Source organism: Chryseobacterium populi (genome assembly GCF_000282115.1).
In the GTDB taxonomy this organism is placed as follows: domain Bacteria; phylum Bacteroidota; class Bacteroidia; order Flavobacteriales; family Weeksellaceae; genus Chryseobacterium; species Chryseobacterium populi.
Map to the genome: position 1 here is coordinate 25,791 of NZ_AKJY01000018.1, position 25,906 is coordinate 51,696.

The 25,906-nt window shown below is 37.5% G+C and carries 22 protein-coding genes; 13 read left to right on the top strand and 9 right to left on the bottom strand.

Annotation, left to right across the window (positions count from 1 at the left end; translation table 11 throughout):
* Positions 1-44: 44 nt before the first annotated feature.
* Both ribB and PMI13_RS06360 read right to left on the bottom strand, forming a co-directional pair.
* Positions 45-1,166, bottom strand: a complete 1,122-nt coding sequence (gene ribB / locus PMI13_RS06355; RefSeq protein WP_007841858.1) for a 3,4-dihydroxy-2-butanone-4-phosphate synthase — start codon at positions 1,164-1,166, stop codon at positions 45-47.
* Between the two features lie 64 nt (positions 1,167-1,230).
* Positions 1,231-2,238, bottom strand: a complete 1,008-nt coding sequence (locus PMI13_RS06360) for an LLM class flavin-dependent oxidoreductase (protein ID WP_007841860.1) — start codon at positions 2,236-2,238, stop codon at positions 1,231-1,233.
* 203 nt (positions 2,239-2,441) lie between these two features.
* Between PMI13_RS06360 and PMI13_RS06365 the strand changes: the two genes are divergently transcribed.
* Positions 2,442-2,879: a hypothetical protein gene (locus PMI13_RS06365; protein ID WP_007841862.1), complete on the top strand. Its 438-nt coding sequence runs from the start codon at positions 2,442-2,444 to the stop codon at positions 2,877-2,879.
* 62 nt (positions 2,880-2,941) lie between these two features.
* On the opposite strand, the gene PMI13_RS06370 is transcribed toward PMI13_RS06365, so the two are convergent.
* Entirely contained in the window at positions 2,942-5,068 is a 2,127-nt protein-coding gene (locus tag PMI13_RS06370) for a helix-turn-helix domain-containing protein (protein ID WP_007841864.1), read from the bottom strand.
* 83 nt (positions 5,069-5,151) lie between these two features.
* On the opposite strand from PMI13_RS06370, the gene PMI13_RS06375 reads away from it, so the two are divergent.
* Positions 5,152-5,595, top strand: coding sequence for a hypothetical protein (locus tag PMI13_RS06375; RefSeq protein WP_007841866.1), 444 nt, complete (start codon positions 5,152-5,154; stop codon positions 5,593-5,595).
* Between the two features lie 183 nt (positions 5,596-5,778).
* Here the strand turns inward: PMI13_RS06375 and PMI13_RS06380 are convergent, their stop codons facing one another.
* Positions 5,779-6,294, bottom strand: a complete 516-nt coding sequence (locus PMI13_RS06380) for a gamma carbonic anhydrase family protein (protein ID WP_007841868.1) — start codon at positions 6,292-6,294, stop codon at positions 5,779-5,781.
* A 153-nt stretch (positions 6,295-6,447) separates the two neighbouring features.
* Here PMI13_RS06380 and PMI13_RS06385 point away from each other — a divergent pair, with 153 nt between their 5' ends.
* From PMI13_RS06385 to PMI13_RS06400, 4 genes are all read left to right on the top strand, one after another.
* The gene (locus tag PMI13_RS06385; protein WP_007841870.1) at positions 6,448-7,326 is read left to right on the top strand and encodes a NifU family protein; all 879 of its coding nucleotides are present in this window, start codon (positions 6,448-6,450) and stop codon (positions 7,324-7,326) included.
* Positions 7,327-7,373: 47 nt separating this feature from the next.
* A complete protein-coding gene (gene hemH / locus PMI13_RS06390; RefSeq protein WP_007841872.1) occupies positions 7,374-8,426 on the top strand; it encodes a ferrochelatase in 1,053 nt (350 codons plus the stop codon).
* Positions 8,427-8,689: 263 nt separating this feature from the next.
* Complete coding sequence (locus tag PMI13_RS06395; protein ID WP_039889306.1) at positions 8,690-8,917, top strand: hypothetical protein; 228 nt, start codon at positions 8,690-8,692, stop codon at positions 8,915-8,917.
* Positions 8,914-9,174 carry a hypothetical protein gene (locus PMI13_RS06400; protein ID WP_156105542.1) on the top strand — a complete coding sequence of 87 codons (261 nt, stop codon included), beginning with the start codon at positions 8,914-8,916 and terminating at the stop codon, positions 9,172-9,174. Before PMI13_RS06395 ends, PMI13_RS06400 begins: the two co-directional genes overlap by 4 nt.
* Positions 9,175-9,272: 98 nt before the next feature.
* Here PMI13_RS06400 and PMI13_RS06405 read toward each other — a convergent pair whose 3' ends face one another.
* Positions 9,273-10,484, bottom strand: coding sequence for a type IX secretion system plug protein (locus tag PMI13_RS06405; protein ID WP_007841878.1), 1,212 nt, complete (start codon positions 10,482-10,484; stop codon positions 9,273-9,275).
* A 72-nt stretch (positions 10,485-10,556) separates the two neighbouring features.
* Between PMI13_RS06405 and PMI13_RS06410 the strand changes: the two genes are divergently transcribed.
* Entirely contained in the window at positions 10,557-11,195 is a 639-nt protein-coding gene (locus PMI13_RS06410) for an MBL fold metallo-hydrolase (protein WP_007841880.1), read from the top strand.
* A 204-nt stretch (positions 11,196-11,399) separates the two neighbouring features.
* On the opposite strand, the gene PMI13_RS06415 is transcribed toward PMI13_RS06410, so the two are convergent.
* From PMI13_RS06415 to PMI13_RS06425, 3 genes are read right to left on the bottom strand one after another with little or no spacing between them, the layout of a single operon-like run.
* A complete protein-coding gene (locus PMI13_RS06415) occupies positions 11,400-13,844 on the bottom strand; it encodes a TonB-dependent receptor (RefSeq protein WP_007841882.1) in 2,445 nt (814 codons plus the stop codon).
* A gap of 12 nt (positions 13,845-13,856) precedes the next feature.
* The gene (locus PMI13_RS06420; protein ID WP_007841883.1) at positions 13,857-15,338 is read right to left on the bottom strand and encodes a trehalase family glycosidase; all 1,482 of its coding nucleotides are present in this window, start codon (positions 15,336-15,338) and stop codon (positions 13,857-13,859) included.
* Positions 15,339-16,568 carry an MFS transporter gene (locus tag PMI13_RS06425; protein ID WP_007841884.1) on the bottom strand — a complete coding sequence of 410 codons (1,230 nt, stop codon included), beginning with the start codon at positions 16,566-16,568 and terminating at the stop codon, positions 15,339-15,341.
* Between the two features lie 121 nt (positions 16,569-16,689).
* Here PMI13_RS06425 and PMI13_RS06430 point away from each other — a divergent pair, with 121 nt between their 5' ends.
* Positions 16,690-17,595 (top strand): AraC family transcriptional regulator, encoded by a 906-nt coding sequence (locus tag PMI13_RS06430; protein WP_007841885.1) that lies wholly within the window; start codon positions 16,690-16,692, stop codon positions 17,593-17,595.
* Between the two features lie 200 nt (positions 17,596-17,795).
* On the top strand, positions 17,796-18,089 hold the full coding sequence (locus PMI13_RS06435) for a DUF3892 domain-containing protein (RefSeq protein WP_007841886.1): 294 nt from the start codon (positions 17,796-17,798) through the stop codon (positions 18,087-18,089).
* 108 nt (positions 18,090-18,197) lie between these two features.
* Here the strand turns inward: PMI13_RS06435 and PMI13_RS06440 are convergent, their stop codons facing one another.
* Complete coding sequence (locus PMI13_RS06440) at positions 18,198-18,752, bottom strand: thioredoxin family protein (protein ID WP_007841888.1); 555 nt, start codon at positions 18,750-18,752, stop codon at positions 18,198-18,200.
* Between the two features lie 154 nt (positions 18,753-18,906).
* Between PMI13_RS06440 and PMI13_RS06445 the strand changes: the two genes are divergently transcribed.
* From PMI13_RS06445 to PMI13_RS06460, 4 genes are all read left to right on the top strand, one after another.
* Positions 18,907-19,503 carry a TetR/AcrR family transcriptional regulator gene (locus PMI13_RS06445; RefSeq protein WP_007841890.1) on the top strand — a complete coding sequence of 199 codons (597 nt, stop codon included), beginning with the start codon at positions 18,907-18,909 and terminating at the stop codon, positions 19,501-19,503.
* A gap of 363 nt (positions 19,504-19,866) precedes the next feature.
* Positions 19,867-21,027, top strand: coding sequence for an efflux RND transporter periplasmic adaptor subunit (locus tag PMI13_RS06450; protein ID WP_007841892.1), 1,161 nt, complete (start codon positions 19,867-19,869; stop codon positions 21,025-21,027).
* 41 nt (positions 21,028-21,068) lie between these two features.
* The gene (locus PMI13_RS06455; protein ID WP_007841894.1) at positions 21,069-24,242 is read left to right on the top strand and encodes an efflux RND transporter permease subunit; all 3,174 of its coding nucleotides are present in this window, start codon (positions 21,069-21,071) and stop codon (positions 24,240-24,242) included.
* A gap of 21 nt (positions 24,243-24,263) precedes the next feature.
* Positions 24,264-25,676, top strand: coding sequence for an efflux transporter outer membrane subunit (locus tag PMI13_RS06460; protein WP_034670112.1), 1,413 nt, complete (start codon positions 24,264-24,266; stop codon positions 25,674-25,676).
* Positions 25,677-25,906 lie beyond the last annotated feature (230 nt).

Sequence of the window (25,906 nt, forward strand, 5' to 3'; positions counted from 1 at the left end):
ACTGTAAAAAAATTCACTTGCATACAAAATTGACCATTCATATACTATAGCTGAACCAGCTCAGTCACCTCCACGTCATATCCTCCAACCTGGGGTTTTATGTTCGGGTTTTGAGTGATCACCTTAAATTTATTAATTCCCAGATTCTTTAAAATCTGAGTTCCGATACCATAATCTCTGTAATTATAAGCCAGTGTAGGATGTTGTTCCTGCCCGTCCTGATAGTTTAGGAACTGTTGCAATTTTCTCAATGTATTCTCAGAATTCGAAACGTTGTTGATGAAAATAACAACCCCTTTTCCTTCTTCATTGATCATATGGGTTACCTTCTCGAGCAAAGGCTTTTCACCGTTATTTAATCTCGTTAATACATCAAAATAAGAATCTGAAGACTGTACCCTTACTAAAACGGGTTCATCAACAGTCCATGTTCCTTTTGCCAATGCAAAGTGGATCTGTTCATTCGAAGTCTCTCTGAAAGCATAAAAATCAAATTCACCATAATAAGTTTTCACTTTTCTTTCCTCAAGCCTGTCGATAAGATTTCCTTTTTTAAGCTGATAATGAATCAGGTCTTCAATAGAAACAATCTTCATATCATGTTTCTGGGCAAAAGCATATAAATCCGGTAAACGGGACATTGTACCGTCTTCATTCATGATTTCACAAATCACTCCACCTTCTTTTAATCCTGCCAAATGCGTAAGATCGATGGCAGCTTCCGTATGTCCGGCTCTTTTTAAAACGCCTCCTTTTTTAGCACGAAGCGGGAAAATATGTCCCGGTCTCATAAAATCGGTAGGTTTTGATTTTTCATCCATCAAAGCCCGGATCGTTTTGGCTCTGTCTCCAGCAGAAATACCTGTAGAAGTACCATTTCCAAGAAGGTCTACAGAAACGGTAAAAGCTGTTTCCTTAGGATCGCTGCTTCTGCTTACCATGATATCAAGGCCAAGCTCATCACATCTTTTTTCAGGAAGCGGCATACAGATCAGCCCTCTTCCGTGAACTGCCATAAAATTGATAAGCTCAGGAGTTGTCAACTCAGCTGCACAAAGAAAATCACCTTCATTTTCCCTGTCTTCATCATCTACTACTATGATTATTTTACCATTTTTAAGGTCTTCAATAGCCTCAGGAATAGTATTTAATTTAATATCAGACATTTTTACTTTAAATTTTTGCAAAGATACTCATAAAAATAAGCATCCGCCAATTAATATAAATGGTTTATTGTGTACTGAACAAAGAGTCTGCAGCCTTTCGGATAATATTATAAGAATCCAGCCTTTTCTGATGATCGTAAATATGGGAATTAATGATCAGCTCATCTACATTAAATCTTTCCTGGAAGCTTTTTAGCTTCTCTTCAATTTCAGACTGGTCCCCGATAAAACTATACCTCAGCTTTTGCAGAACGGCACCTTTTTCCATCGGTGACCAGATATTATCCATATCATCTACGGGTGGGGCAAAAGGTTTTCTGTCATTCCTTACAATATTAATGAACGCCTGGAACAAAGTCGTGGAAAGCTTGTGGGCTTCTTCTGAAGTTTCGGCAGCAATTCCATTGACACAGGCCATAATATAAGGTTGTGCCAGTTGTTTTGACGGTTCAAAATGTTCCCTGTAGATATTGAAAGCTATTTCCATTTGTTCAGGAGCAAAATGCCCGGCAAAAGCATAGGGTAAACCAAGCTCCGCAGCCAGCCATGCGCTGTCTGTGCTTGACCCAAGGATATAAAGCGGAATATCCAGACCTTCCCCCGGGATCGCACGCACTAAAGCATCTGAATTTTCTTTGGAGAAATATTTTTGCAGTTCAAGGATCTGTCTTGGAAACTGCTCATTGATAATAGCCGGGTTTCTTCCCAATGCCTGAGCTGTTAAACCATCTGTTCCGGGAGCTCTGCCCAAGCCCAGATCAATTCTTCCGGGAAAAAGAGATTCCAGGGTTCCGAACTGCTCGGCAATAATTAAAGAACTGTGGTTCGGAAGCATAACTCCTCCTGATCCGACTCTGATTTTCTGGGTTCCGTTGGCAATAAAGCCGATCAGTACGGAAGTTGCAGAACTGGCAATACTTTCCATATTATGATGTTCGGCAAGCCAGAATCTTTTATAATTTAAATTTTCAGTATGGTTGGCTAAAGATAAACTGTCCTGAAAGCTATCGTGAATCGTCTTCCCTTGTTTTACAGGAGCAAGATCCAACACCGATATTTCAAAATTTTTCATATTTTAAATTTTAGGTTTAAAACCGAACAAATGTAAGACTAATAAATTGCATTAGTTACTTTTTGTAATTGATAAGTCTGATAAGTGTTGTGAGGAAAAAACTATTAAAAAAATTTTAATCTTCTTTATTTTTTTTGTAGACCAAATTATACTTTATTTGCAAATCAAACAAAAACTATATTTTCCTAAAAATGATATTAAAAATGAAAAAAATTTACCTGCTTATTATCTCATTTCTTTTAATCAGCTGTTCATTTAATCAGACTTTCTCAAATAGAGAATCTGATAAGAATGACGCAGAAAAAATATCAAAGAAATTCTATTGGGAATTGAGATACGGAGCTAATTATGATAAAATCTACAGTCTGTTTAGTAATAAATTTTTTGAGGTAACTCCTAAGGAGACGCTTGATAAGATGAATACCATTTCTCAGAATGAGATAGGTCCGATTATAGAATATAATCTTGTGAAATGGGAAACTTTTGTTGCCAAAGGAACCAACCCGCGAAGTGAATATGTACTGATCTATGATGTTAAAAGAGAAATGGGTAAAACACAGGAAACTTTTTCAATGAGAAAAGAAAATGGCATCATTAAAATTGTTGGATATAGAATTAATCAGGATTTATTAAATAAATAGGAGTAAAAAAGCTTTTAATAATTGATTTTCCAATTAACTATTAAAAGCTTTCTCAAAAAACATTAGTTAGCTTTATTTTTCTTATAATTATAATGATTAATCAAGATTCTGATTTCATTGAATTCAAATTCATTGGGTAATGCAGCCTTCCATTCTGACAGTGTTTCATGCGGATTTTTATTGAATTCTGCTTCAAAGGCTTTGATCTTATCTGAAGTAATCACTCTTGAAATATCCAGCAATCCCTGCTCGGCAAATTTCGCTAGATGCCCGACCACTGTTTCTTTTACCAATCCTCTTTCCAATGCAATTTCAGCGATGGTTTTCCCCTGCTCAAATAATTGAAAAGTGAGAACCTGGGATGGGACTTTTGCAATTTTCATGCTGACTTCCTTATCATTCTTCTCATCTAAAAGCTTAGTTTCCAACAAATGAATGTTTTTCAAGCTGTTAAGGTATTCTTCAATATCTTCCAGCCAGACTTTAAACTCTTCGTTATATTGTTTTAAACCTTTCGCTCCTTTTATTTCTGCATAAAATTCTTTCAAAGGGCTGAAAACTTTATCTCTGATTCCGGTAAAAAAGAAATTTACCGCTCCTTTTGCTTTGCTTTCAATTTCAGACCATTCTTCCTGATTATTGATAAAGAGAGCTACTTTCTGAAATAAAATCTTCTCCAGCTTTTCAAATATTTTACCCAATTGGGTTACCTCGTGCTTTAGCTGGATATAAAGCTGATGGGTTTTAACAGTATCTATACTTTTTGTAGTGACGGAAAGCTTATTCCATTCTTCCACTTCGTTTAAAAACCATCTTGAATCAAGCGTACGAAGCACTTTTTTGATACTGTAATCGTATTTCTCCTGATTTAAAATTGTTTCAACATTATCATTTGCAATAGTAGCTCCCTGGAACTGTAAAATCCTGTTATCTTTAAAAATGACTTCCGGTGTAATTTTAGATTTCAGGACAATGCCTTCCAGTGTCCGGCACCGCGATAATGCGACATATACCTGACCGGCTGTAAAGCTTTTTCCGGCATCAATGATTACTTTGTCAAACGTAAGTCCCTGACTTTTATGAATGGTAACTGCCCAGGCCAGCTTTATAGGAAACTGCTCAAAGCTTCCCAATACTTCTTCCTTAATATTTTTATCGGTATCAAGGAAATATTTTTTCTGTTCCCAGACTTCCCTTTTCACTGCAATTTCCCTTTCGCTTCCGTCAAGAACAACCCTGATCTCATTTTCATCGAGAGCCACGATCTCACCCAATTTTCCGTTGAAGTATTTTTTCTCCGGAGAAATATCGTTCCGGATAAACATGATCTGAGCTCCTATCTTTAACTCTAAAAACTGTTCATTCGGGAACTGGTTTTCTTTAAATTCTCCAAATAATTTAGCTTCATAGGTGGCAGGATCAACTTTTATTCCGGCCAGCTTCTCCTGATTGATCTCATCTGCCATTTTATTGTGTGAACACAGGTAAACGTAAGCTTCGGTGCCGGTTTCAAAATCGGGATCATATCTTTCATTAAGATGATCAAAATCGATATTCGCAACATCCCCATCCCGGATTGCATTCAAAATATCCAGGAATTCTTCGTCAGACTGCCTGTAAACCTTTGTCAGCTCAATCGTAATGATCGGAATATCTTTTATAGCAAGACTGTCAAAAAAGAAGGGCGACTGATAACATAATTTCAAAATATGCTCATCTCTTACCACCGGCGGAAGCTGATAAAGATCACCAATGAAAAGCATCTGAGCTCCTCCGAACCGTTGATTATTCCTTCTGATAAACCGTAAAGAAAAATCCATCATATCCAATACATCGGCTCTTAGCATGGAAACCTCATCAATAATGATGACTTCAACCTCTCTTAAAAGTTTGAGCTTATCTTTCCTGTATTTGAAATGTGGCATCAGATCGGCAATATTATTAGCCAAACTTCCGTCTATACGGTCTGTGGTCGGTAAGAAAGTTCTTAACGGCAACCCGAACATAGAATGAATGGTAACTCCGCCTGCATTAATTGCCGCAATCCCTGTGGGAGCCAATACGATATGTTTCTTTCTTGTTTTCTTTACGAAATCATTCAGAAAAGTTGTTTTACCCGTTCCTGCCTTTCCTGTAAGAAAGACACTTCTGTTGGTATGCTCTATTAAGTCAAAAAAATGATTGTTCATCGCCGTCAAAATTACGGAAATGAATTTGAAAATTTTTATATTGGCATAAGTTTTGAAAATTATTGAAAAGAAAAAAAGTTTATATGAAATATTTACGCTTACAGGTCCCGATTTTAGCTTTATGCACTGCATTTGCACTGGTCTCCTGTAATACGACAAAAAATGCCAATACCAATTTACCAAAAGATATCTCCGAAAGGCCGGCTGATGAAAACAGTCAGAAATATGATGAGACACAATTGGAAAAACTAAGGTCTGAAATTGAAAAGGAGATTGCCCAGGAAACCTGTACCAATCCTGATGACTGGAAAACAGCTCCAATGGGATCAAAAGCCTGTGGCGGGCCTAAAACCTATATTGCTTATCCTAAAAAACTGGAAGCCGCTATTCTTCCGAAAATAGAAGATTATACTAGTAAAGAAGCAGAATTTAACAAGAAATATGCTATTGTTTCAGACTGTGCAATGATCGCGGAACCTACAGGAATAAAATGTAATGACGGAAAAGCAGAAATTACTTATCCCTGATAATAAACACACAACACACACTCTAAATTCAAAGGAGTTTATCACTAAGGAATAAACAAAATCTCCCTCTGTTGAGAAGGAGATTTTTTATTACAGGATTACGTGTGGAAAGTGAATAGGTAAATGGCGAATCATCAATTTTCAGTAATTTAAAAATTCCCACAAACTTCTAATTTCTAGCTTCTACCCCTTATACCATGAAGAATATTTCACATAATTATCAGCAATTCTGTTGACCTCTCCTTCCAGCAATTGGGAGTTGATATCTTTGATCTTTCTGGCAGGAACACCGCCCCAGACCTCTCCTGATTTGATATGGGTTCCCTGTGTAACTACCGAACCGGCACCTACGATAGAATTTTCTTCTACCAGGCAGTCATCCATTACAATCGCTCCCATTCCGATTAACACATTGTCCTGGATCGTACATCCGTGAACAATGGCGTTGTGCCCGATGGAAACATTATTTCCGATTACCAGAGGATATTTTTCGTAAGTACAGTGCAGCATGACATTATCCTGAACATTTACCTTATTTCCCATTCTGATATAATTAACATCGCCTCTTATCACTGCGTTATACCAAATGCTGCAATCTTTCCCCATGGTAACATCACCAATGACGGTCGCTGTTTCTGCCAAAAAAGTATTTTCACCGATTTGCGGTGTTTTTCCTAAAAGTTCTCTTACAAGTGCCATATTTTTTAATTTGAGAATTTGAAAATGAGTTAATTTGAAAATTAAATCCCTGCCTTCACCATTTTTAAATTATAGTGATAGCGAAAATCTAACTCCTTATCTCTAACTTCTAACTTCTAATGCGTATTTTTGTATCTCAAATTTAACGAAAAAATGCGTACGATTCTTATAGAGCCAACAGAAAACCCAAAAGTGATGAAATTTGTAGCGGATTACAATTTGATTCCGGGATCTTTAGAGTTGGACAGAAATTCAGATATCTCGGAAATTCCTCTTGCCCAGGAACTTTTCAATTATCCTTTTGTGGAAAGAATTTTCATCACAGCCAATTTTGTTGCCGTTGCCAAGCAGGATACTATGGAGTGGGAACATGTAGCTGAAAGCCTGAAAAATATAATTGAGGATGAACTTCTGGCCAATCCGAGAATTTATCTTCAGAAGAAAAAGGAAATGTATCAGATTTATGCTGAGATGACACCTAATCCTAATGTAATGAAATTTGTTTCCAATAAATTATTACTGGAAGGTTTCGTGGAGGTAAAATCAAGGGATGAAGCAGAGGGAGTTCCTTTGGCACAGGCTATTTTTAAAGAGTTTGATTTTGCTAAAGAAGTTTTTATTTCCGATAATTTTGTAGCGGTAACCAGGGATAATTCTGTGGAATGGCATCAGGTGATGATGGCTGTTCGTGCTTTGATCGCCGAATATTTACAAAACGGTGGTGAGATTTCAAATATTGAAGCTCAGAAGCATGAAAACCCTGTAGAAAAAATCATCAACAGGGAATATACGGATGATGAACAAAAAATCTCCGATATCCTGAACGAATATGTTGCTCCGGCAGTAGAAAACGATGGTGGAAAAATCTCTTTAATGGAATACGACCAGAAACATAAAACGGCAAAAATGCTTTTACAGGGAGCATGTTCAGGATGCCCAAGCTCTACAGCTACCTTGAAAAACGGGATTGAAAATATTTTAAAACAATTCGTTCCGGATCTTGTAGAAAGAGTGGAAGCAGTTAACGGATAATTGATTACTGGTTATTAATTTTATACAATTAATTTAAAAAGAAAATTTTGCAGAAAGAATCCCGAAATTCAAAGAAAGGAATTTTATTGGTAAATCTCGGATCACCAAAATCTACGGCTGTAAATGATGTAAAAGAATATCTGGATGAGTTCCTGATGGATGAAAGGGTAATTGATTACCGGTGGATTTTCCGCGCACTTCTGGTACGCGGGATTATCTTAAATACCAGACCTGCAAAATCTGCGGAAGCTTATAAAACGGTCTGGACAGATCAGGGATCTCCGTTAATTGTAATCACCGAAAAAATTCAGCAAAAGCTTCAGAAGCTTGTGGATGTTCCTGTAGAAATCGGGATGAGGTATGCACAGCCAAGTATTGAAGCCGGGATTCAGAAACTGGATGACAAAGGGGTGTCTGAGATCGTTCTGTTTCCATTGTACCCGCAATATGCGATGAGTACGACGGAAACTGTAATTGAACAGGCTGAAGAAATAAGAAAAAAGAAATTCCCGAAGGTAAAGATCAATTATATACAACCTTTCTACGACAGAGATATTTATATTAATTGCCTCGCAGAAAGTATTAAGGAAAAACTTCCAGAAAATTTTGATGCCTTACAATTCTCCTTTCATGGAGTTCCTGAAAGACATCTTTATAAAACCGATCCTTCAAAAACCTGCAAAATTGATGATGTGAATTGCATCAACAGTAAGGTAGATACTCATAATGCATATTGCTACAGACATCAGTGTTATAAAACCACAGAATCTGTCATTGCAAAAATGGGGTTACCGAAAGAAAAAACAATCGTTTCTTTCCAGTCAAGGCTAGGAAAAGACAAATGGATCGAGCCTTATACAGATGAAACTTTAGAAACTATCCCTAAACAAGGCATAAAAAACCTGGCTATTGTTTGTCCGGCTTTCGTTTCAGATTGCCTGGAAACATTAGAAGAAATCTCCGTTGAAGGGAAGGAGCAGTTTCTACATGGTGGCGGGGAAAATTTCCATTATATCCCTTGCTTAAATGATGAAGACCGATGGATTGATGTGGTAAAAACTTTGTGTGAGGAAAAACTCAACGACTTCTATCTGGTTTAAAATAAAAACTTATAAAGCAGGCCCTCATTTTAATGAGGGTTTTTTGTTCTTAGCTGAAAATGAATTCCAATTAAAGAAACCCTTCGGCTTCATTCAGAAAAATAAAAAATAAATAAACAACCCCATTATTTCAATGAGTAAATAATAAATAAATACAATAAAATAACAATCACCCATATAATTTTTAAAATTAATTATAAAAATTAATTAATTTTCATAACTTTACCCCATCAAAACATTATTAACCTTTTAAAATAATAATGATGAATACAACTGCCGAAATTTTAAAACGTAAGATTGAGAATTTTACTCCTGAATTATTGGAGTCGTTTGCAAGAATAGTAGAAAGTTTTGAAATCCAGAACAGGTCTTCTATTCCGCAGTTTCAGCTTGATGAAGTTTTGTACAGAATTCAGTTTCATACAGAGAATCCAAAGACAAGGCTTGATTTCTATGAAAATATTTCTGAGCTGAAAAAGAGTTTTGCGTGATGAAAGTATTCCTGTCCTCCATTGCAAAAAATGATATAAGATTACTGATGAGGGTTTTCAATGCGGAAAAAGAAAATATGGGGATTGATTTCCTTGAGGACCTTAAAGTATCTGTCGGTAAGATTCTGAACGATCCGGAGATGCAGGAAACTCAACTCGGGCAAATGGTTATGCAGAATTTCCCGGTTCACATTCACTATATCGTTGAAAGCAAAGAAAGTTTGCTGGTAACTGCGATTTTTAAAGAGCTGAACTAAGCTCAGTGTTTAATTTTCAGACTATTATTATATATAAGTTGCCTTTGTGCAATAAACCTTATAGGTTCTTAAACCTATAAGGTTTTCTGATAATCATCTTATTTTATAGGTGTTCTGAATTCTCCATATCCCATCAGACCATCATAGTTTCTTCCGAATGGTGCATAATACAGAAATGCCTGATACAGGTTTTCAGTTTGCCAGAAATTCCCGTTGATTTCCCCGAAATTCAGAGCTCCGTTGCTTTCTTTTGTTGCCAGGATATAGTTATAGAAACCTTGTTTTAAAAATATTTTAGCCACATATTGTTTATTTGCAGCGTCATATTGCATTTGATTTTCTTTGGAAGCTTTAAAATTATTAAATCCACCCAGCACATAAATATCTTTATCCAGAGGATCGGAATCTAATGAAAAATACACCCATGAATAGTCAGCTTCCCTTTCTGCATTTCTTTCAAGGCCAAGATCATTTCTTCTGTAATACCAGGCACCATTCACGTCCGGCTGATACTGATAATTTAACGGATATGCCCAAACTGCATGCAGATAGGTCTGGTTTACCCCGTCTTTTACTTCTGTAGCCCGAACCATATCCGCTGCCATATCCATATTTTTATTATCGAAATAATAAAATTCATTATTCCCGGGAAATGTAAGGTTCATTTGCTGGAAAAGCAGTTTATTTCCTAATGTGGTACTTGCTTTCTGATTATTAACTGTAACATTGAAATTATTATTCTGCATTACGTTTAAACTCATTGAATTTACATTGGAAGACAAGTCTCCGGCTTTGGAAACAGCCTGTACCTCTACCCTCTGATTCACATTCGGATTTTTTGAATCTGCTATCCTTGAAACATTTAAAGCCAGTGTTGCGTTATCTTCTACCAGAAAAAATCTTTTTTTGAAAAGCGGCTTATCAGCTGAATCCTTATAGACAATCAGCTCAAAATTCCCGGAAATTTTAGGCTGTATTTTCTCATTGGGAAACGTTAAGGTATAATGAGTATAGGCCTGCAGTGTATTAAATGAATACTGAAACCTGTCCAGCAGCCCGTTTAAACTTCCGTTGGCAAATTCTGTAAAGAAAAGATTATCATCATTCCAGTTTCTGTCGTAATGTTTTATAGTATATCTGTAAATTTCACTGGAATTGGTAAGATCATCAAAACTTAAAACCAACGTTTGGTTAAAGTTGATTACCGGCGTCTCATCATTGGTCTGAGGATTAAACAACTGGATGCTTTGGATGTTTTGCCCAAAAACCAATCCGCTTAAAGAAAGTAAAAATATTCGCAAAGTTTTCATTATGACGAAGATAACGAAAAATCGTCATTTTCTTTATATTATCGTATTTTTGATAAAAAAAATATTCCCATTATGCTTCAGATCCAAGGCTTCGTATTCAATTTTGCAAGCGAAAACACTTACATCCTTTATAACGAAAATAAAAATGCATGGCTGATCGATCCGGGGAATATGAACGGGCAGGAAACTCAGGCTATAAATGATTTTATCACTGAAAACGGTTTAAAAATCCAGAAAATTCTTTTGACTCACGCACACATCGATCATGTTTTTGGTTTGCAATGGGCTTTCGATACCTTTAAAGTACCTGTGAATATGCACAAAGAAGACCAGGAAATTCTGGACATGCTGCAGGCAAGCGGCATCAGATTCGGGATAAATATCAGCCCTGTAAAAGTTGATATTGAGTATATTAATGAAGGGGATGAGCTTGATATTGACGGAGAAAAATTCAGAATTTATCATGTTCCGGGGCATTCTCCGGGAAGTGTAGTGTACCATAATGAAAATCAAAAATTCATGATTTCCGGGGATGTACTTTTTGAAGGAAGTATCGGAAGAACAGATTTATATAAAGGAAATTACGAACAGCTGATTGACGGAATCAAAACAAAGCTTTTTATTTTAGACGATGAGACTCAGGTTTTCTCAGGGCATGGGAATCCTACTACGATCGGATTTGAAAAACAGCATAACCCTTTTCTTAATTAGTTGAGGGTTCGGAGCTGGCAGTTAAGAAATTGAATATGAAGGTTGATTAAATTGAGGCTGATGCTTATTGAATGATTGTCATTCTGTAGGAATCTCAACCGTAACTCTTTTGGAATTCCTTTTGAAGAACAGATTAAGCATTAAAATACAAAACAAAAACCGCCGAAAAGATCAGACGGTTTTGTTTGTTATAAAGATTCGTATTTAGAAATCCAGAGTGATTGATCCTCTAACAGCAGCACCCATAATAGGTCTTGCCATTCTGATATCTCCGGTTCCTGTTAATGGTGATCTTGGATCCCCTTCAGTAATCCCGATTGTATTGAAGATATTGGTTCCGTCAATAGCAAATCGGATTTTACCTAGCTGATAGGAAGTTCCGGCACCGAATTCACTGAATGAAGGCAGCGTATTGTTATCTTTATTCGCTTCATCCTGGAACCGTTTTCCATAATAGTTATAGCTCACATAAGCTCTCCACTGCCTGGTAATATTTACGGCAGGCGAAATATTAAAATAGAATTTCGGGATTCTTCTTACCTGGTTCCCGTCATAATCAAATGTGCTTCCGTCTGCATTGGTACCGGTGAAGTTTTTATATTTCGGATTCTGGAAAGTTCCGTTGAAGGTCACTTCAAGGAGATTATTGAATACTCTTGCAAAACCTTCAATTTCTACCCCTATATTTGTGGTATTGGCAAATTTATTTTCTGAAGTCCCGTCAGAGAATACATCAGTAAACGAAAGATTTTTCAGTGTGGAATAAAAAGGAATTATTCCAATATCAAAAGTACGTGTGTAATATTTGTATCCGATTTCCAACTGATTGGTAGACACCGGCTCTATTTTATTTAAGCTCCCGATATTGTTATAGTACGCTTCTTCATTCGGAGATCTGAAGCCATGGGAAAATCGTGCGTACACTGCATTTTCTTTATTGATTTTATAATTTGATGCTACAGTATACGATACTTTATCCACATCATAATTCCAGTAGGTATACCGGTTTCCGAGCACTGTCATATTATCATCTGCTGTGGTCGTTGCAAAGCTGTGTGTTCCGTCTGTAGTCAATCCTGAATTATTAAGATTGGAAGTCGTTGTATTTACTGCATACCCTTTATAGAAATCACGACTGTAACGGATTCCGCCATTGAAACTTAAATCTTCAGTGATATTATAGTCCAGATTCAGATACACATCATTCAAACTCCCCTGAATCTGGGAATCTCTTATTAAGAAAGACATATCTGTCACCCCATTGTACGTTTTAGAATATCCGACATCCGTTGGAGTAAGAGAAGTATCTACTAGATTTAGCAGCTGAGGGCGGTCTGTAGCCGTGGTAAGAACATTACTCCAGTTCCAGTACTGATGGGATTTCCAGTTAGATTTATAGAAACCTGCCGTCACATTTCCCTTGTCAAATTTATAATTAAACTGTAAGTCATTCACAAAATTGTTCATCTGCTTATCAATGGCCCAGAAGCCTAATTTCTGCACATATTGAGGATTTACCAGTGCTCCGCTGCCTACTAAAGAATAGCGGTAGTTACTTCCGGTTATTCCACTGGCATTGGCAAAATCAGCAGCAAGCTGAGGTCCGCCTGCCGGGAATATCCCCGTATAATTCATATTGATATCTGTATATCTTGTTTTATTTAACACAGAGAAATTATTTCCAAGGTCATATTTGAATTCAGCACCTAAAACATCAACTTTCGGATGAATGCCATCTTCTAAATTTCTGTTGAAAAAACCACCTCCCACTTGTGGAATATTCAGCTGGCTGATCGTTCTGTAGCTGTATGTTCCGTAATTGGCATCAAAGCCCGGAAACTCTTTTAAGTCATTTCCGTTCTGTATCAAAGGAATCGGCAGATAGAAAGTATTCCTGTCATCCAGCTTTTTGTAATACACTTTTGCATAGCCTTTATCGAATACATACTTCAGATTCATTCTGATTTGTCCACCGTTATTGGCTTTGAAACCTGTTTTTCTGATCCCGCTGTCTGTTCTGTAAAACCCACCCACATTGAAAAATAACTTATCCTGAATCAAAGCTCCACCAACATTCAGATCCGTCCGCATCAATCCGTAAGTACTGGTTTCCAACTTGGCTGTTCCCCTGAAGTCATTCGTTCCTTCTCTTGTAATGAAGTTGATCAGACCGCCCGGAGAATTATTTGCATAAATAGATCCCGAACCTCCTCTCAAAGCTTCAAGCCTGTTCACTGAATTATCTACACGGAAAAAATTATCTGCATTGGCAAACTGTAAAGCACCATCCTCAAAAACGGGAAGACCATCTTCCTGAACCTGTACAAATTCATAAGCTCCCGCAGAAGGAATCCCTCTTGCAAAAAGGTTATTTCCCACTTCCCCACCTGAAGTTTCCACCGCAAATCCGGGAACCCTCTGCAATAATGCTGCAGCACTTATCGGATTCTGCTTCTGGATTTCTTTTGCACTGAATGTAGAAATTGCCGTGCTTGATTCTATTTTCTTTTTGGGATTTGAGTTCCCGGTAATAACTACCTGGTCAATCGATGCCGTTCTTGTGGAATCCTGAACGGTTTCCTGGGCATACGCATTATTGAAATAAAGTGTTGCGATACCGGCAATTAAAAAGATTGATTTACTTTTCATAGCTGTATGATTTTAATTTTGTTTAAGTTGTAAATAGACTCCGTTTGTCCATCCAAATCCGTCCTGATTCGGATATTCTCCTCCTCCGGCAATCGTTGCGGTATCTACAGCATTATATTTCTCCATTAGTTTACCGGTATTGTGATAGACTCTCTCGACATTAGAGCACCAGTTATTTTTTATTTCATCTGCCAATTGGGTGAATCCATAGTTTTTCATGGCCACAAACCCCAGCCATTGATAAGGCGCCCAGGCATTGGGCAGGTCCCATTGCTGTCCCGATTCTTTTGTAGTGGTCACCAGACCGCCTTTATACAGGAATTTTCCTGCAACGATTTCAGATATGGCTTTTGCCTGTTCCTGACTGGCCAATCCAAGGAATAAAGGGTAAAGAGCAGCAATATGTTCAGAAGGTGTGTTTTTGTGTTTTTTTGTGTGATAATCTTTGTAAATTCCGGCATTTTCATCCCAAAAATAAGTATTGATCATCTGTTTTCTGGTTGCTGCTCTTTGGGTATAATAATTTTCTTTATCTGAAAGGCTCTGAAGTGCTGATGATTTTGCCAGTGTTTTTTCAAGATGCCACAAAAGACAGTTCAAATCTACCTCAGCAAGATTCAGTGTTTCTATTGTCTGTATTGTATTTCCGTCGGCAAACCATCGGGAAGAAAAATCCCAGCCTGATTCGCAAGCACTTCTTATATTCCTGTAAAACTCTTCTCCGGAAATATTCTCACCATCTTCAATATCAATTAAATAACTTTCCGGACGGGGTGCATTTTCCGCATCATAGTAACGGTTCAGGATATCCCCATTTTGAGTTTTGACAACTCTTTTTGCACTGGAACCATTCTCTAAGTCTTTCTCTCCATCCATCCAGAATGCATATTCTTTTTCCAAAGTATCGTGATACCTGCTGTACACTTTTCCATCATTTGTACTTTCAAAAAGCAAATCAAGCATTAAAGAAAAATACGGAGGCTGTGAACGGCTCAGGAAATGCGTCCTGCTGGCATTCGGCACAAATCCTACCGTCTGGATAAGGTAAGAACAGTTCTCAACAATATTCTCCATCATCTCTGTTCTCCCTGAAACCTGCAGCCCCAACATAATAAAATAGCTGTCCCAATAGAAAAACTCGTTGAAGCGCCCTCCGGGAACCACATAAGGTTTGGGAAGTTTCAAAAGGGTTCCTTTTTCTTCATAAGCAGTACGGGTAAGCTCGTCCCAGAGCTTTTCGATATGTTCCCGTATGGGTAACTGATCTTCCCGCTGGATTGATATTTTCGCTCCTAAAAAATCAAAATTTGAAAGCACAAAATCTTTTAAATCAAAATCCTTTTCATATTTTTCCTTTTCATATTTCTCATTAATCTCAGATATGGAAAATAAAGGCACTGCATCTGTCATCATTTTCTGATCTTCAAAAATTTCCGCTCTTTGAACATCATCAAAAAGAGTGTGAATGTCTTTGATATAAAGCTGTGTATTCATTTATTTTTTAGGATTTATTTTTAATTTATTCATGATAACTGCCGATATTACCAGTAATGAAAGTGGAATCAGTGAAAGATAAAATGCTCTCTGCCCGCTGAATTCCTGGAATACAAAACCTGTAATAATCGAGCCTATCGTTCCCCCAATGGCAGAGAAAACCACAATAAGCCCCGACATGGCACTATGTAAATATTTTGGTATTGAAGCCAGAATCACGGAATTGATACTCGGATAAATCGGAGCCAGTAACCCGCCCATCAATGGAAATAAATAGACTACAGCCGGAGCATTCAGCCAGCCTGTATTCTCATCAATATGGGTATTGTTCGTTAAAGGTAGTACCAACAAAATACTGATAGCAAACCCCACGACACAGAAAGAAACCACATAGATCCAACTGAATTTTTTAGAGAAAAAACCGGATAAAAACCTACCTAAAGCAAAAGCTCCTGCTAAAACAGCTCCTGCCTGAATGCTCATAGAAGTCGGTACTTTCAGTATTTCCTTATAAAAAGTCGGGGTCCAGGTTTGAAAGCTCTGTTCTACCAGCACAAAAAGGAATGCACACAATAAAAAGAACAGTACTTTTTTGTAGCTGAATAAACTGATACTGTTTTTAAGGTCACCCAACAAATCGGTTTTCTCACTTCTGGCTTCCTTCTCATCCAGTTTTGAGAAGAAAAGGAACAGAAATGACAATGAGGAAAGTCCGCCCAACACCCAATAAACATTAAGCCAATGAGTAGATTTCGGATTATGATCATCAATAAATAAACTGAACAATACATTTCCGGCCAGTACTCCGATCATAAAGAAACCTTCTAGAAAGCCCATAAAGCTTGAGTGCTCTTTATCGGTATCGGTAACCAGGCCAATAGACGTGAAAACCGAAATTTTTATGAGGGCAAAAGAAATTCCTACAATGGCAAACAATAATTTAAAAAACCAGAAATCATTCGAGAATGGCATCACAAAGCACATCCAGCTTACCAGAAACAACGCGATCAGCATAGAATTTTTGATTCCTATTTTCGGTAAAAATGAGGCTAAAATAAATGAGCAGATCGCAATCGGAAGATCTTTAAATCCTTCCAGAACACTTGCAGACGATTTTGAAATTCCGAAATTCTGCTGCACCTGGAGGATAACTGTTCCTACAGAATTCAGCAAAATCGCAAAAACAAAATAGTTTAAAAATAAGATAGCCCGGATGTTGAAATTTCTCATTAACAATTTCTTTGCGGCTAAGATAGAAGCATTTGGCTTAACGTTAATTTAACACAGTAAATCAATATTTGAACTATATTAATATAATTATTATTTTTAAGCCAAAAATATTGTTAATTGAATGAAAGTTAGTTTTGAAAGGGTTATAGCCGATGAAAGAAGCTCTTTCCGCACCTTACATAATGATGCGCCTATATCTGAATTCAAATGGGAGTATCATTATCATCCGGAAATTGAGCTGGTATGTATTGTTTCCGGGAGCGGAACCCGCCATGTAGGGTATCATAAAAGTAATTATTCCGATGGAGACTTAGTGCTTATCGGCTCTAATATTCCCCATTCAGGATTCGGCCTGAATTCTATTGACCCACACGAGGAGATTGTCTTGCAGTTCAGGGAAGAAATCCTGCAGTTTCCCCAGGAAGAAATGGAAGCAAGATCTATTAAAAACCTGCTTGAATTATCCAAGTACGGCATTCTTTTTAATACAGCTACTAAAAAAGCACTGCTTCCCAAACTGAGGAAAATGCTCGAATATGAAGGCTACAAAAGATACCTTCTGCTTCTGGAAATTATTTTTGACCTCTCCACACGGAAAGATTACCGGCTTCTTAATAACGAAATTATGCCTTACACAATCATTTCAAAAAATAAAACACGGCTTGAAAATATCTTCACCTACGTAGAAAACAATTATGAGAAGGATATTAATATAGAAGATGTAGCTCGGCTGGCTAATCTTACCCTACCTGCATTTTGTAATTTCTTCAAGAAAGCCACTCAGATTACGTTTACTGAATTTGTCAACCGGTACCGTATCAATAAAGCCTGTTTATTAATGGCTCAGGATAAAGCAATCTCGGAATGCAGCTACAGTTGCGGTTTTAATAATGTGACTTATTTTAACAGAATGTTTAAAAAGTATACGGAGAAAACACCTTCAGAGTTTATTAAGAATTTCTCACACAATAAAGTGAATGTGGATTTGAATTTTAAAGATGAGACTAAAATCAAGCCTCAATTTTAGTAAAGAATTTAAAAGTTTTAACAAATAAATTGTAATAAATTTTTATTTTAATTCAAATTTTATGTTCACAATCTCTTAAATGAAATATAGAATTCATTACTCATTAATAATTTTTCAAGTTATGGAAAACCGTAAGGATAAGCAATTGGTATAAATTATTTTCGTAATAATAATTTATTAACAATCTTAACTACAAAATTATGGCAATTAGAATTACATGTATCAGCAAAGATAATGGTTATCACGAAAATCCAAACCTGGCAATTACCCACTTAGGTTGGATAAATGAAGAAACTAAAGAATCAGGAAAAAGTACGAGACTAGAAATATATTTCTGGATAAAGAACAAGAATGGATATGCTTATGTTACAGATGTCTATGGAAACAGAGTAAAAGTTATTACTGCAGAGACTGCTCATGGTACTCAATATTTAAAAACAGAGGCAGACAATACAGTCAGAAATAATTTGTTATCACTTCCTGAATGTAAATAAAAATTATAGAGTTTTTGAAATAAAAGCTGTTCTTTAAGTGAACAGCTTTTATATATTCTTAAATTGCAAAAACCATAAATAGATAATATGCAGTCCTCAGCTTAAAAATTATTTCCATTTGATGTTACAGCCCATACTCGGTCTCTGGATTTCTTCCTGAGGCTCTCCCAATAAAAGATTTTCAAAGGCAATAATCAGGTCTTCACCGGTCACATCCTTATTATTTCCGGGTCTTGAATCATCCATCTGACCTCTGTAAATAAGGTCAAGCTTTTCATCAAAGAAATAAAAATCCGGTGTACAAGCAGCATCATATGCTTTTGCAACCGCCTGGCTTTCATCATACAGGTAAGGGAAATCAAAATTTCTTTCAATCTGGAATTCAATCATTTTTTCCGGAGCATCTGCCGGGTATTTTTCCATATCATTTGCATTGATTGCAATGAATTCTATTCCTTTTTCCTGATAATCTTCATAAAGCTCATTAAGCTTATCAATCACGTGAAGTACAAACGGGCAGTGGTTACACATAAAAATAACCAACGTTCCCTTTTCTCCTTTCAGGTCATCTAATGACTGAATCTCGTTAGTTTTCGACGGATTAGGAAGCTCAAAAAAAGGAGCTTTTGTTCCTAATGCCAACATATTGGAGGGTGTATTCATATCCTTTATTTTCTTTATCGGCAAAGATAAAACTTCTTTTATGACTGGCAATTCAGGTTGTTATAAAGTTGAGTTAAATGTTAAAATTTAAATATTATTTGGAAGATATTGGTTAATCTTTGTAGTTTTGCTAACACTGTTAGTAAAAAATATAATGGGCCTACATGAACGACGTCAAAGAGAAAAAGAATCCATCCGAGCAAATATCTTGCAGGCGGCTTTTAATTTGGCTAAAACAGACGGCTGGGCTTCACTTTCTATACGTAAAATAGCAGACGCTATAGAATATAGTGCTCCTGTAGTTTATGACTATTTTGAAAACAAAGAAGCTATTTTATATGAAATCTCACTAAATGGTTTCCATTGTTTACATATAGAATTACTGAAAGCTCAGAAAAAACATGACACACCGGAAGAACAATTGACAGCCATTGTGGATACTTACTGGAAGTTTGCTTTTAAGAATAAAGAATATTACCAGCTGATGTTTGGTTTGGGAATGCAATGTAGTGGTAAAGGGTTGATGAAAGAAGAATTTTCATCTTTTCAGGACCTTATTTATGATTGTACCTACGAAATGATTAAGAAGAACGGATCGAATACGGACAATGCCTGTCATATGTCTCATGCTTTGTTTTCAGCAGTACACGGACTGATTTCTATTATGATGATGCGTAATGATGATATTCCTTCTACGATGAATAAAACAACTTTAGACGAAACGGTTTCTGCTTTCATTAAATCTTTGTAAATTTTTTTTGAACCTGACATTAACACCGTTAGGAAAAATAACACAGAATATATTAAAAATATTCAACAAAAAAGAAAATAAAACCAAAATACACCTATAGAAAATAAGAAATTAAAAGTATTTTTTTAATATTACCTTCTTAAGTATTAACACTGTTAGAAAAAATAACAATCACACCTCATTTTATAAATACTAAACCAACATTAAAAACATTAACTATTATGGAAATGATCATGTAACCTTTATTACAAATTCTATAATTTTTTTTGAACTAATCATTAACACTGTTAGAAAAATTAACGGAATTTATTCAAAAAACAACATTTACTTAATTCAACACTTCATTAAAAAATTAAACTTAAAATGAAAATACCTGGAAAAACGAGGATTATTGTACTGATCTCAAGTATTATCCTTTTACAGAATTGCAGCAAGGCCGCGGAAGGTTCAAACCAAGCCCCACCTGCACCAGAATTGCCGGTTTATACCGTGATTACCTCTCCAGCTACGACATATCAGGAATTTCCGACTGCATTAGAAGGGAAAAACAATGTAGAAATAAGGTCTCAGGTAGACGGATATCTAGATAGAATCTATGTGGAAGAAGGCGCTTATGTGAGAGCCGGACAACCTCTGTTCAAAATAGATTCAAGAGCATATGGTGAACAGATGAATATGGCTCAGGCCAACTTACAGGCTGCCAATGCTAATATTCAGAAAGCAAAAGTAGAAGTTGACAGGCTTCAGCCATTGGTAGCCGCAAAAGTAGTTTCTGATGTACAGCTGAAAACTGCAAAAGCCAATTATGCGGCCGCAGTAGCATCTGCAGCACAGGCAAAAGCTTCTGTAGGCGGCGCTAAGATCAACGTAGGATTTACAACCATTACAGCTCCTGTAAGCGGTTATATCGGGAGAATTCCATATAAAAAAGGAAGTCTGATCTCAAGAACAGATCCCAATCCTTTAACCTTACTGTCAGACATCAGCGAGATCTATGCCTATTTCTCATTAAGTGAACTGGACTTTATTGCTTTTCAGAAAAAATATCCCGGAGCAACTTTAGATGAGAAACTGAAAAATATGCCTATGGTAGACCTGGTAATTGCCGACAACAGCACTTATCCCGAAAAAGGTAAAATGAGTATTGTAGACGGACAGTTTGATAAGACTACCGGAGCCATCAGCGTGCGTGCAGTTTTCCCAAATGCAAACGGAGCATTGAGAACAGGAAATACAGGAAGAGTACGTATGCCTCAGCTTCTGACCAATATGTTGGTTATCCCACAGGAATCTACTTTTGAGATTCAGGATAAAACTTATGTATATGTTCTAGGAAAAGATAAAAAAGTAACGAGCAAACCGGTGACCATTTCCGGAAAAACAGACAGCTATTACTTCATTTCTGATGGACTTTCTGTAGGTGATAAAATTGTATACACAGGTCTTGGCAGCTTGAAAGACGGCGCTTCAATACAACCGAAAGCGATTTCTTCTGACAGCTTATTCAAGTCAAAACCCTTGTAAACTTTTTTCAGATACAGAAGACTTAAAAAAATAAACTTCTTATGTTAAAACAATTTATAGAAAGACCGGTACTATCCACGGTCATATCCATCATACTCTTATTATTGGGGGCACTTTCGGTTTTCAATCTTCCGATTACGCTGTTTCCGGATATCGCACCTCCAAGTGTTCAGGTGACAGCATTCTATCCCGGAGCCAACGCTGAAGTAGTGGCCCGCTCGGTAGCAACCCCGATTGAAGAAGCAGTGAATGGTGTTGAGAACATGACGTACATGACCTCAAATTCAAGTAACGACGGTACAATGACTCTGAGCGTATTTTTCAAACAGGGTTCAGACGCCGATAACGCAGCCGTAAACGTACAAAACCGTGTATCGAAAGCAATGAGCCAGCTTCCTCAGGAAGTGGTGCAGGCCGGTATCTCAACACAGAAAGTACAAAACAGTTTCATCATGTTTATGGGTCTGTATAGTGAAGATCCGAAACAATATGACGAGCTTTTCCTGCAAAATTACCTTAAGATCAATGTAATTCCTCAGATACAGCGTATCCCGGGGGTTGCACAGGCCCAGGTTTTCGGAACAAGAGACTATTCAATGCGTATCTGGCTGAAACCGGATCGTCTGGCAGCTAATAATCTTTCTCCTCAGGAAGTATTGAATGCCATTAAAGACCACAACCTTGAAGCTGCTCCAGGACGTCTCGGGCAGGGAAGTAAGGAAACATACGAATACATCCTTAAGTATAAAGGAAAGCTGAATAAGAATGCAGATTATGAAAATATTGCCATTAAAGCTAACAATGACGGATCATTCCTGAGACTAAAAGATGTGGCAAGAGTAGAATTCGGTTCTTATACTTATACAGCGGCCAACAGAGTTGACGGAAAGCCGGTAGCCGGTTTTGCGATCTTACAGACTGCCAACTCTAACGCGAATGAAATTTTAACTGAAATTGAAAAACAGGTTGATGAGTTTTCAACTACCCTGCCAAAAGGAGTAAAACCGATCATCATGTATAATTCCAAAGACTTCCTTGATGCTTCTATTCATCAGGTAGTGGAAACTTTGATAATTGCATTCATTCTGGTATTTATTGTGGTATACATTTTCCTTCAGGATTTCAGATCTACCCTGATCCCGGCAATTGCAGTTCCTGTAGCCATTATCGGTACTTTTTTCTTCCTGCAATTGTTTGGGTTCAGTATCAATATGCTTACGTTGTTTGCTTTGATCCTGGCCATCGGTATTGTGGTGGATGATGCCATCGTGGTAGTAGAAGCTGTTCACTCTAAAATGGAGCATACGGGAATGCCCGTGGAACAGGCCACGACGAACTCAATGAGTGAAATCTCAGGAGCCATTATTTCCATTACACTGGTAATGTGCGCGGTATTTATTCCGGTTGGTTTTATGCAGGGTCCTGCAGGGGTTTTCTACAGACAGTTTGCCTTCACATTGGTTATCGCGATTTTGATTTCAGCTGTGAACGCATTAACATTAAGCCCGGCTTTATGTGCGCTTTTCCTTAATGATCCTCAGGGAGAGCACGGCCACGAGAAAAAAGGATTTGGAGCGAAATTTTTCAGTGCATTCAATGCCAGCTTCAATAATATGACCAGAAAATACATCTACAGTCTTAAGTTTTTAATTAAAAATAAATGGGTAGCTGTAGGAGGTTTGGCGATATTAATTGCAGCAAGTGTGATCCTGATTAAAAAAGCGCCATCAGGATTTATTCCGACAGAAGACCAGGGATTTGTTTTATATGCCGTGAACACTCCTCCGGGGAGTTCATTGGAAAGAACGCACCGTGCCACCGAACAGATTGATAAAATTGTAAACGGAGAGAAAGCAACCGGCCATTTATGGGTGGCAGACGGATTGAATTTCATCAGTAACGCCAACGCTTCTCCTTATTCTGCAGGATTTATTAAATTGAAAGATTACGACCAACGTGGTGATCTTAAAGATCCTGACCAGATTGCCGCACAATTAACCGGAAAGGTAGGTGCGGTAAAAGATGCGAATGCTTTCTTCTTCAACTTCCCTACCATTCAGGGGTTTGGTAACGTGAGTGGTTTTGAATTCATGTTGCAGGATAAGACCAACGGTTCTTTTGAACAATTGGGAACGACAACCCAGGCATTTATCGGTGAATTGATGAAACGTCCGGAAATCGCTTTTGCATTCACAACGTATGCAGCAGGAAATCCACAGTACACTATTGAAGTGGACGCTGATAAAGCCAACCAGTTGGGAGTTTCTGTTACAGAATTGATGCAGACCATGCAGATTTACTACGGTAGTAGCTTCGTTTCAGATTTCAACAGATTCGGAAAATACTATAGAGTAATGGCCCAGGCTGATATTCCTTATCGTACGGATGTAAATTCTTTAGAAGGAATTTATGTAAAAAATAATCAGGCTGAAATGGTTCCTGTAAAAACTTTAGTGACTTTAAAAAGATCATTCGGCCCTGAAACCGTAACAAGAAATAACCTGTTCAATGCAGTAACCATCAACGGAACACCAAAACCCGGATACAGTACCGGAGATGCCATTAAAGCAGTGGAAGAAGTGGCTAAGCAATCCCTTCCAAGAGGATATGGCTACGAATGGACCGGAATTACCCGTGAAGAAATCAAAACCGGAGGCCAGACTGCATTCATCTTTATGCTAAGTATTTTGTTTGTATACTTCTTGCTTGCCGCTCAGTATGAAAGCTATATCCTCCCGTTTGCAGTCATCCTTACCGTTCCTACAGGAATATTTGGGGTATTTGCCTTCACAGGTCTGGCAGGAATTGACAATAATATTTATGTACAGGTAGGACTGATCATGCTCGTGGGGCTATTGGCAAAAAATGCCATCCTGATTGTAGAATTTGCCGTTCAGAGAAGAAACGCAGGAAAAACATTGATTGAATCTGCACTTCAGGCATCAAGACTACGTTTGAGACCTATTTTGATGACTTCATTCGCCTTCATTATCGGTATGCTTCCGTTGGTTTGGACACAGGGTGCTTCTGCAAAAGGTAACCATTCAATCGGTATCAGTACAGTAGGTGGAATGTTGACAGGTGTTTTATTCGGGATCTTTATTATTCCTGTGATGTTTGTCATCTTCCAGTATCTGCATGAAAAAATGCCGAGCAGAAAAAAGAGAAGACTTCAAAAGCAAAATCAGGAGCAAACTTTAACAACTGCTCATTAAAAGTTTATTGAAATGAGAACAATAAAAAGAATAAAAAATATATTTACAGCATTAATATTAGCAGTGATCGCGGTTTCTTGTGTAACGAAAGTTGCCTACAAAGAGCCGGATCCCCAGCTTCCCGAAGAATTCCGGTTTACAGCAACCGCTGATACGGCAAGCATCGCTAATCTGGAATGGAGAAAATTCTTCAATGATCCCATTTTACAGGGTTTGATTGAGAAAGGAATTGCCAATAACTATGACCTTCAGATTGCTTTGAAACAGGTCGCCTCTTCACAGGAGAGATTACTGCAGGCAAAATACCTCCAATATCCCGACATCGGTTTTGGAGTCTCAGCTCAGATTTCAAGACCTTCAAAAAACAGCATGAACGGGCAGAGCCTTAATTTATTTTTAGGGAAAAGCCATGTTGAAGATTACAATGCAGCATTCAACCTTTCATGGGAAGCTGATATCTGGGGGAAAATAAAAAATCAGCAGGAAGTTTCAAGAATGCAGTATCTGCAGACTTATGAGGCAACCAAAGCCATCCAGACACAGGTAGTGGCTGCGATCGCTCAGGGATATTATAATCTGCTGATGCTTGACAAGCAGATGGAAATTGCCAAATCCAACCTGGAATTAAGCAATAACACGTTGTCGATCACCCAAAAGATGTGGGACAGCGGAGATACAACTTCTCTCGGAGTTCAGCAGGCTACTGCACAAAAGCAGTCTACAGAGCTTCTGATCTCCCAGCTGGAACAAAATATTGCCATTCAGGAAAATGCACTGAGCATCCTGGTTGGAGAAACTCCGAATAAAGTAAACAGAACGATTGAAATGTCTGACACATCATTACCACAGGATATTTCAGCAGGATTACCGGCAGCAATGGTAAGCCGTCGTCCGGATGTCCGTCAGCAGGAATTGGTTTTACTGGAATCCAATGCCATAGTAGGAATTGCCCAGGCCAATATGTATCCTTCTTTAAAGATTACAGCAAATGGCGGTGTTAATTCTTTCAAAATTGATAACTGGTTTCAGATTCCGGCTTCATTGTTCGGATCTGTTTTAGGAGGAATTACCCAGCCAATTTTCCAGAAAAGACAATTGAAAACCGATCTGAATGTCGCTAAAATTCAGAGAGAGAAAAATGTACTGGCATTCCGTCAGTCTGTTTTAAATGCAGTAGGTGAAGTTTCCGATGCTTTGGTTTCTAATGAAAGCCTAAAAGTGCAGGAACAAAAAGCAACAGAACAGGTTGCTACCCTAAAAGACGGGATTAAAAGTGCACAGATGCTTTACAAAGGTGGTCTGGCCAATTACCTGGAAGTAATTACAGCTCAGGGTAATTCTCTGCAGGCAGAACTGAATCTTGCATCTGTAAAAAGACAACGATTAAGCAGCATTGTAGATCTTTACAGGGCTTTAGGCGGCGGATGGAAGTAGTAAATTAATTATATTGTTGAAGTGCGGTCCTTCGGGATCGCACTTTTTTATTCTAAATTATTTAAACGCAAAGTTTTAATAAAAAAAGGTGCTCCAATGAGTAAAGATTGCAGCAATCCGTTTATAAGACCGGCTTCTTAAAAATCAATTTCATTGATTCAGACTTTGCCTCTTTAAAATGTTCAGTAATCAAAATCAATCTTTACGTTAAAAATACTTGCGATCATGAA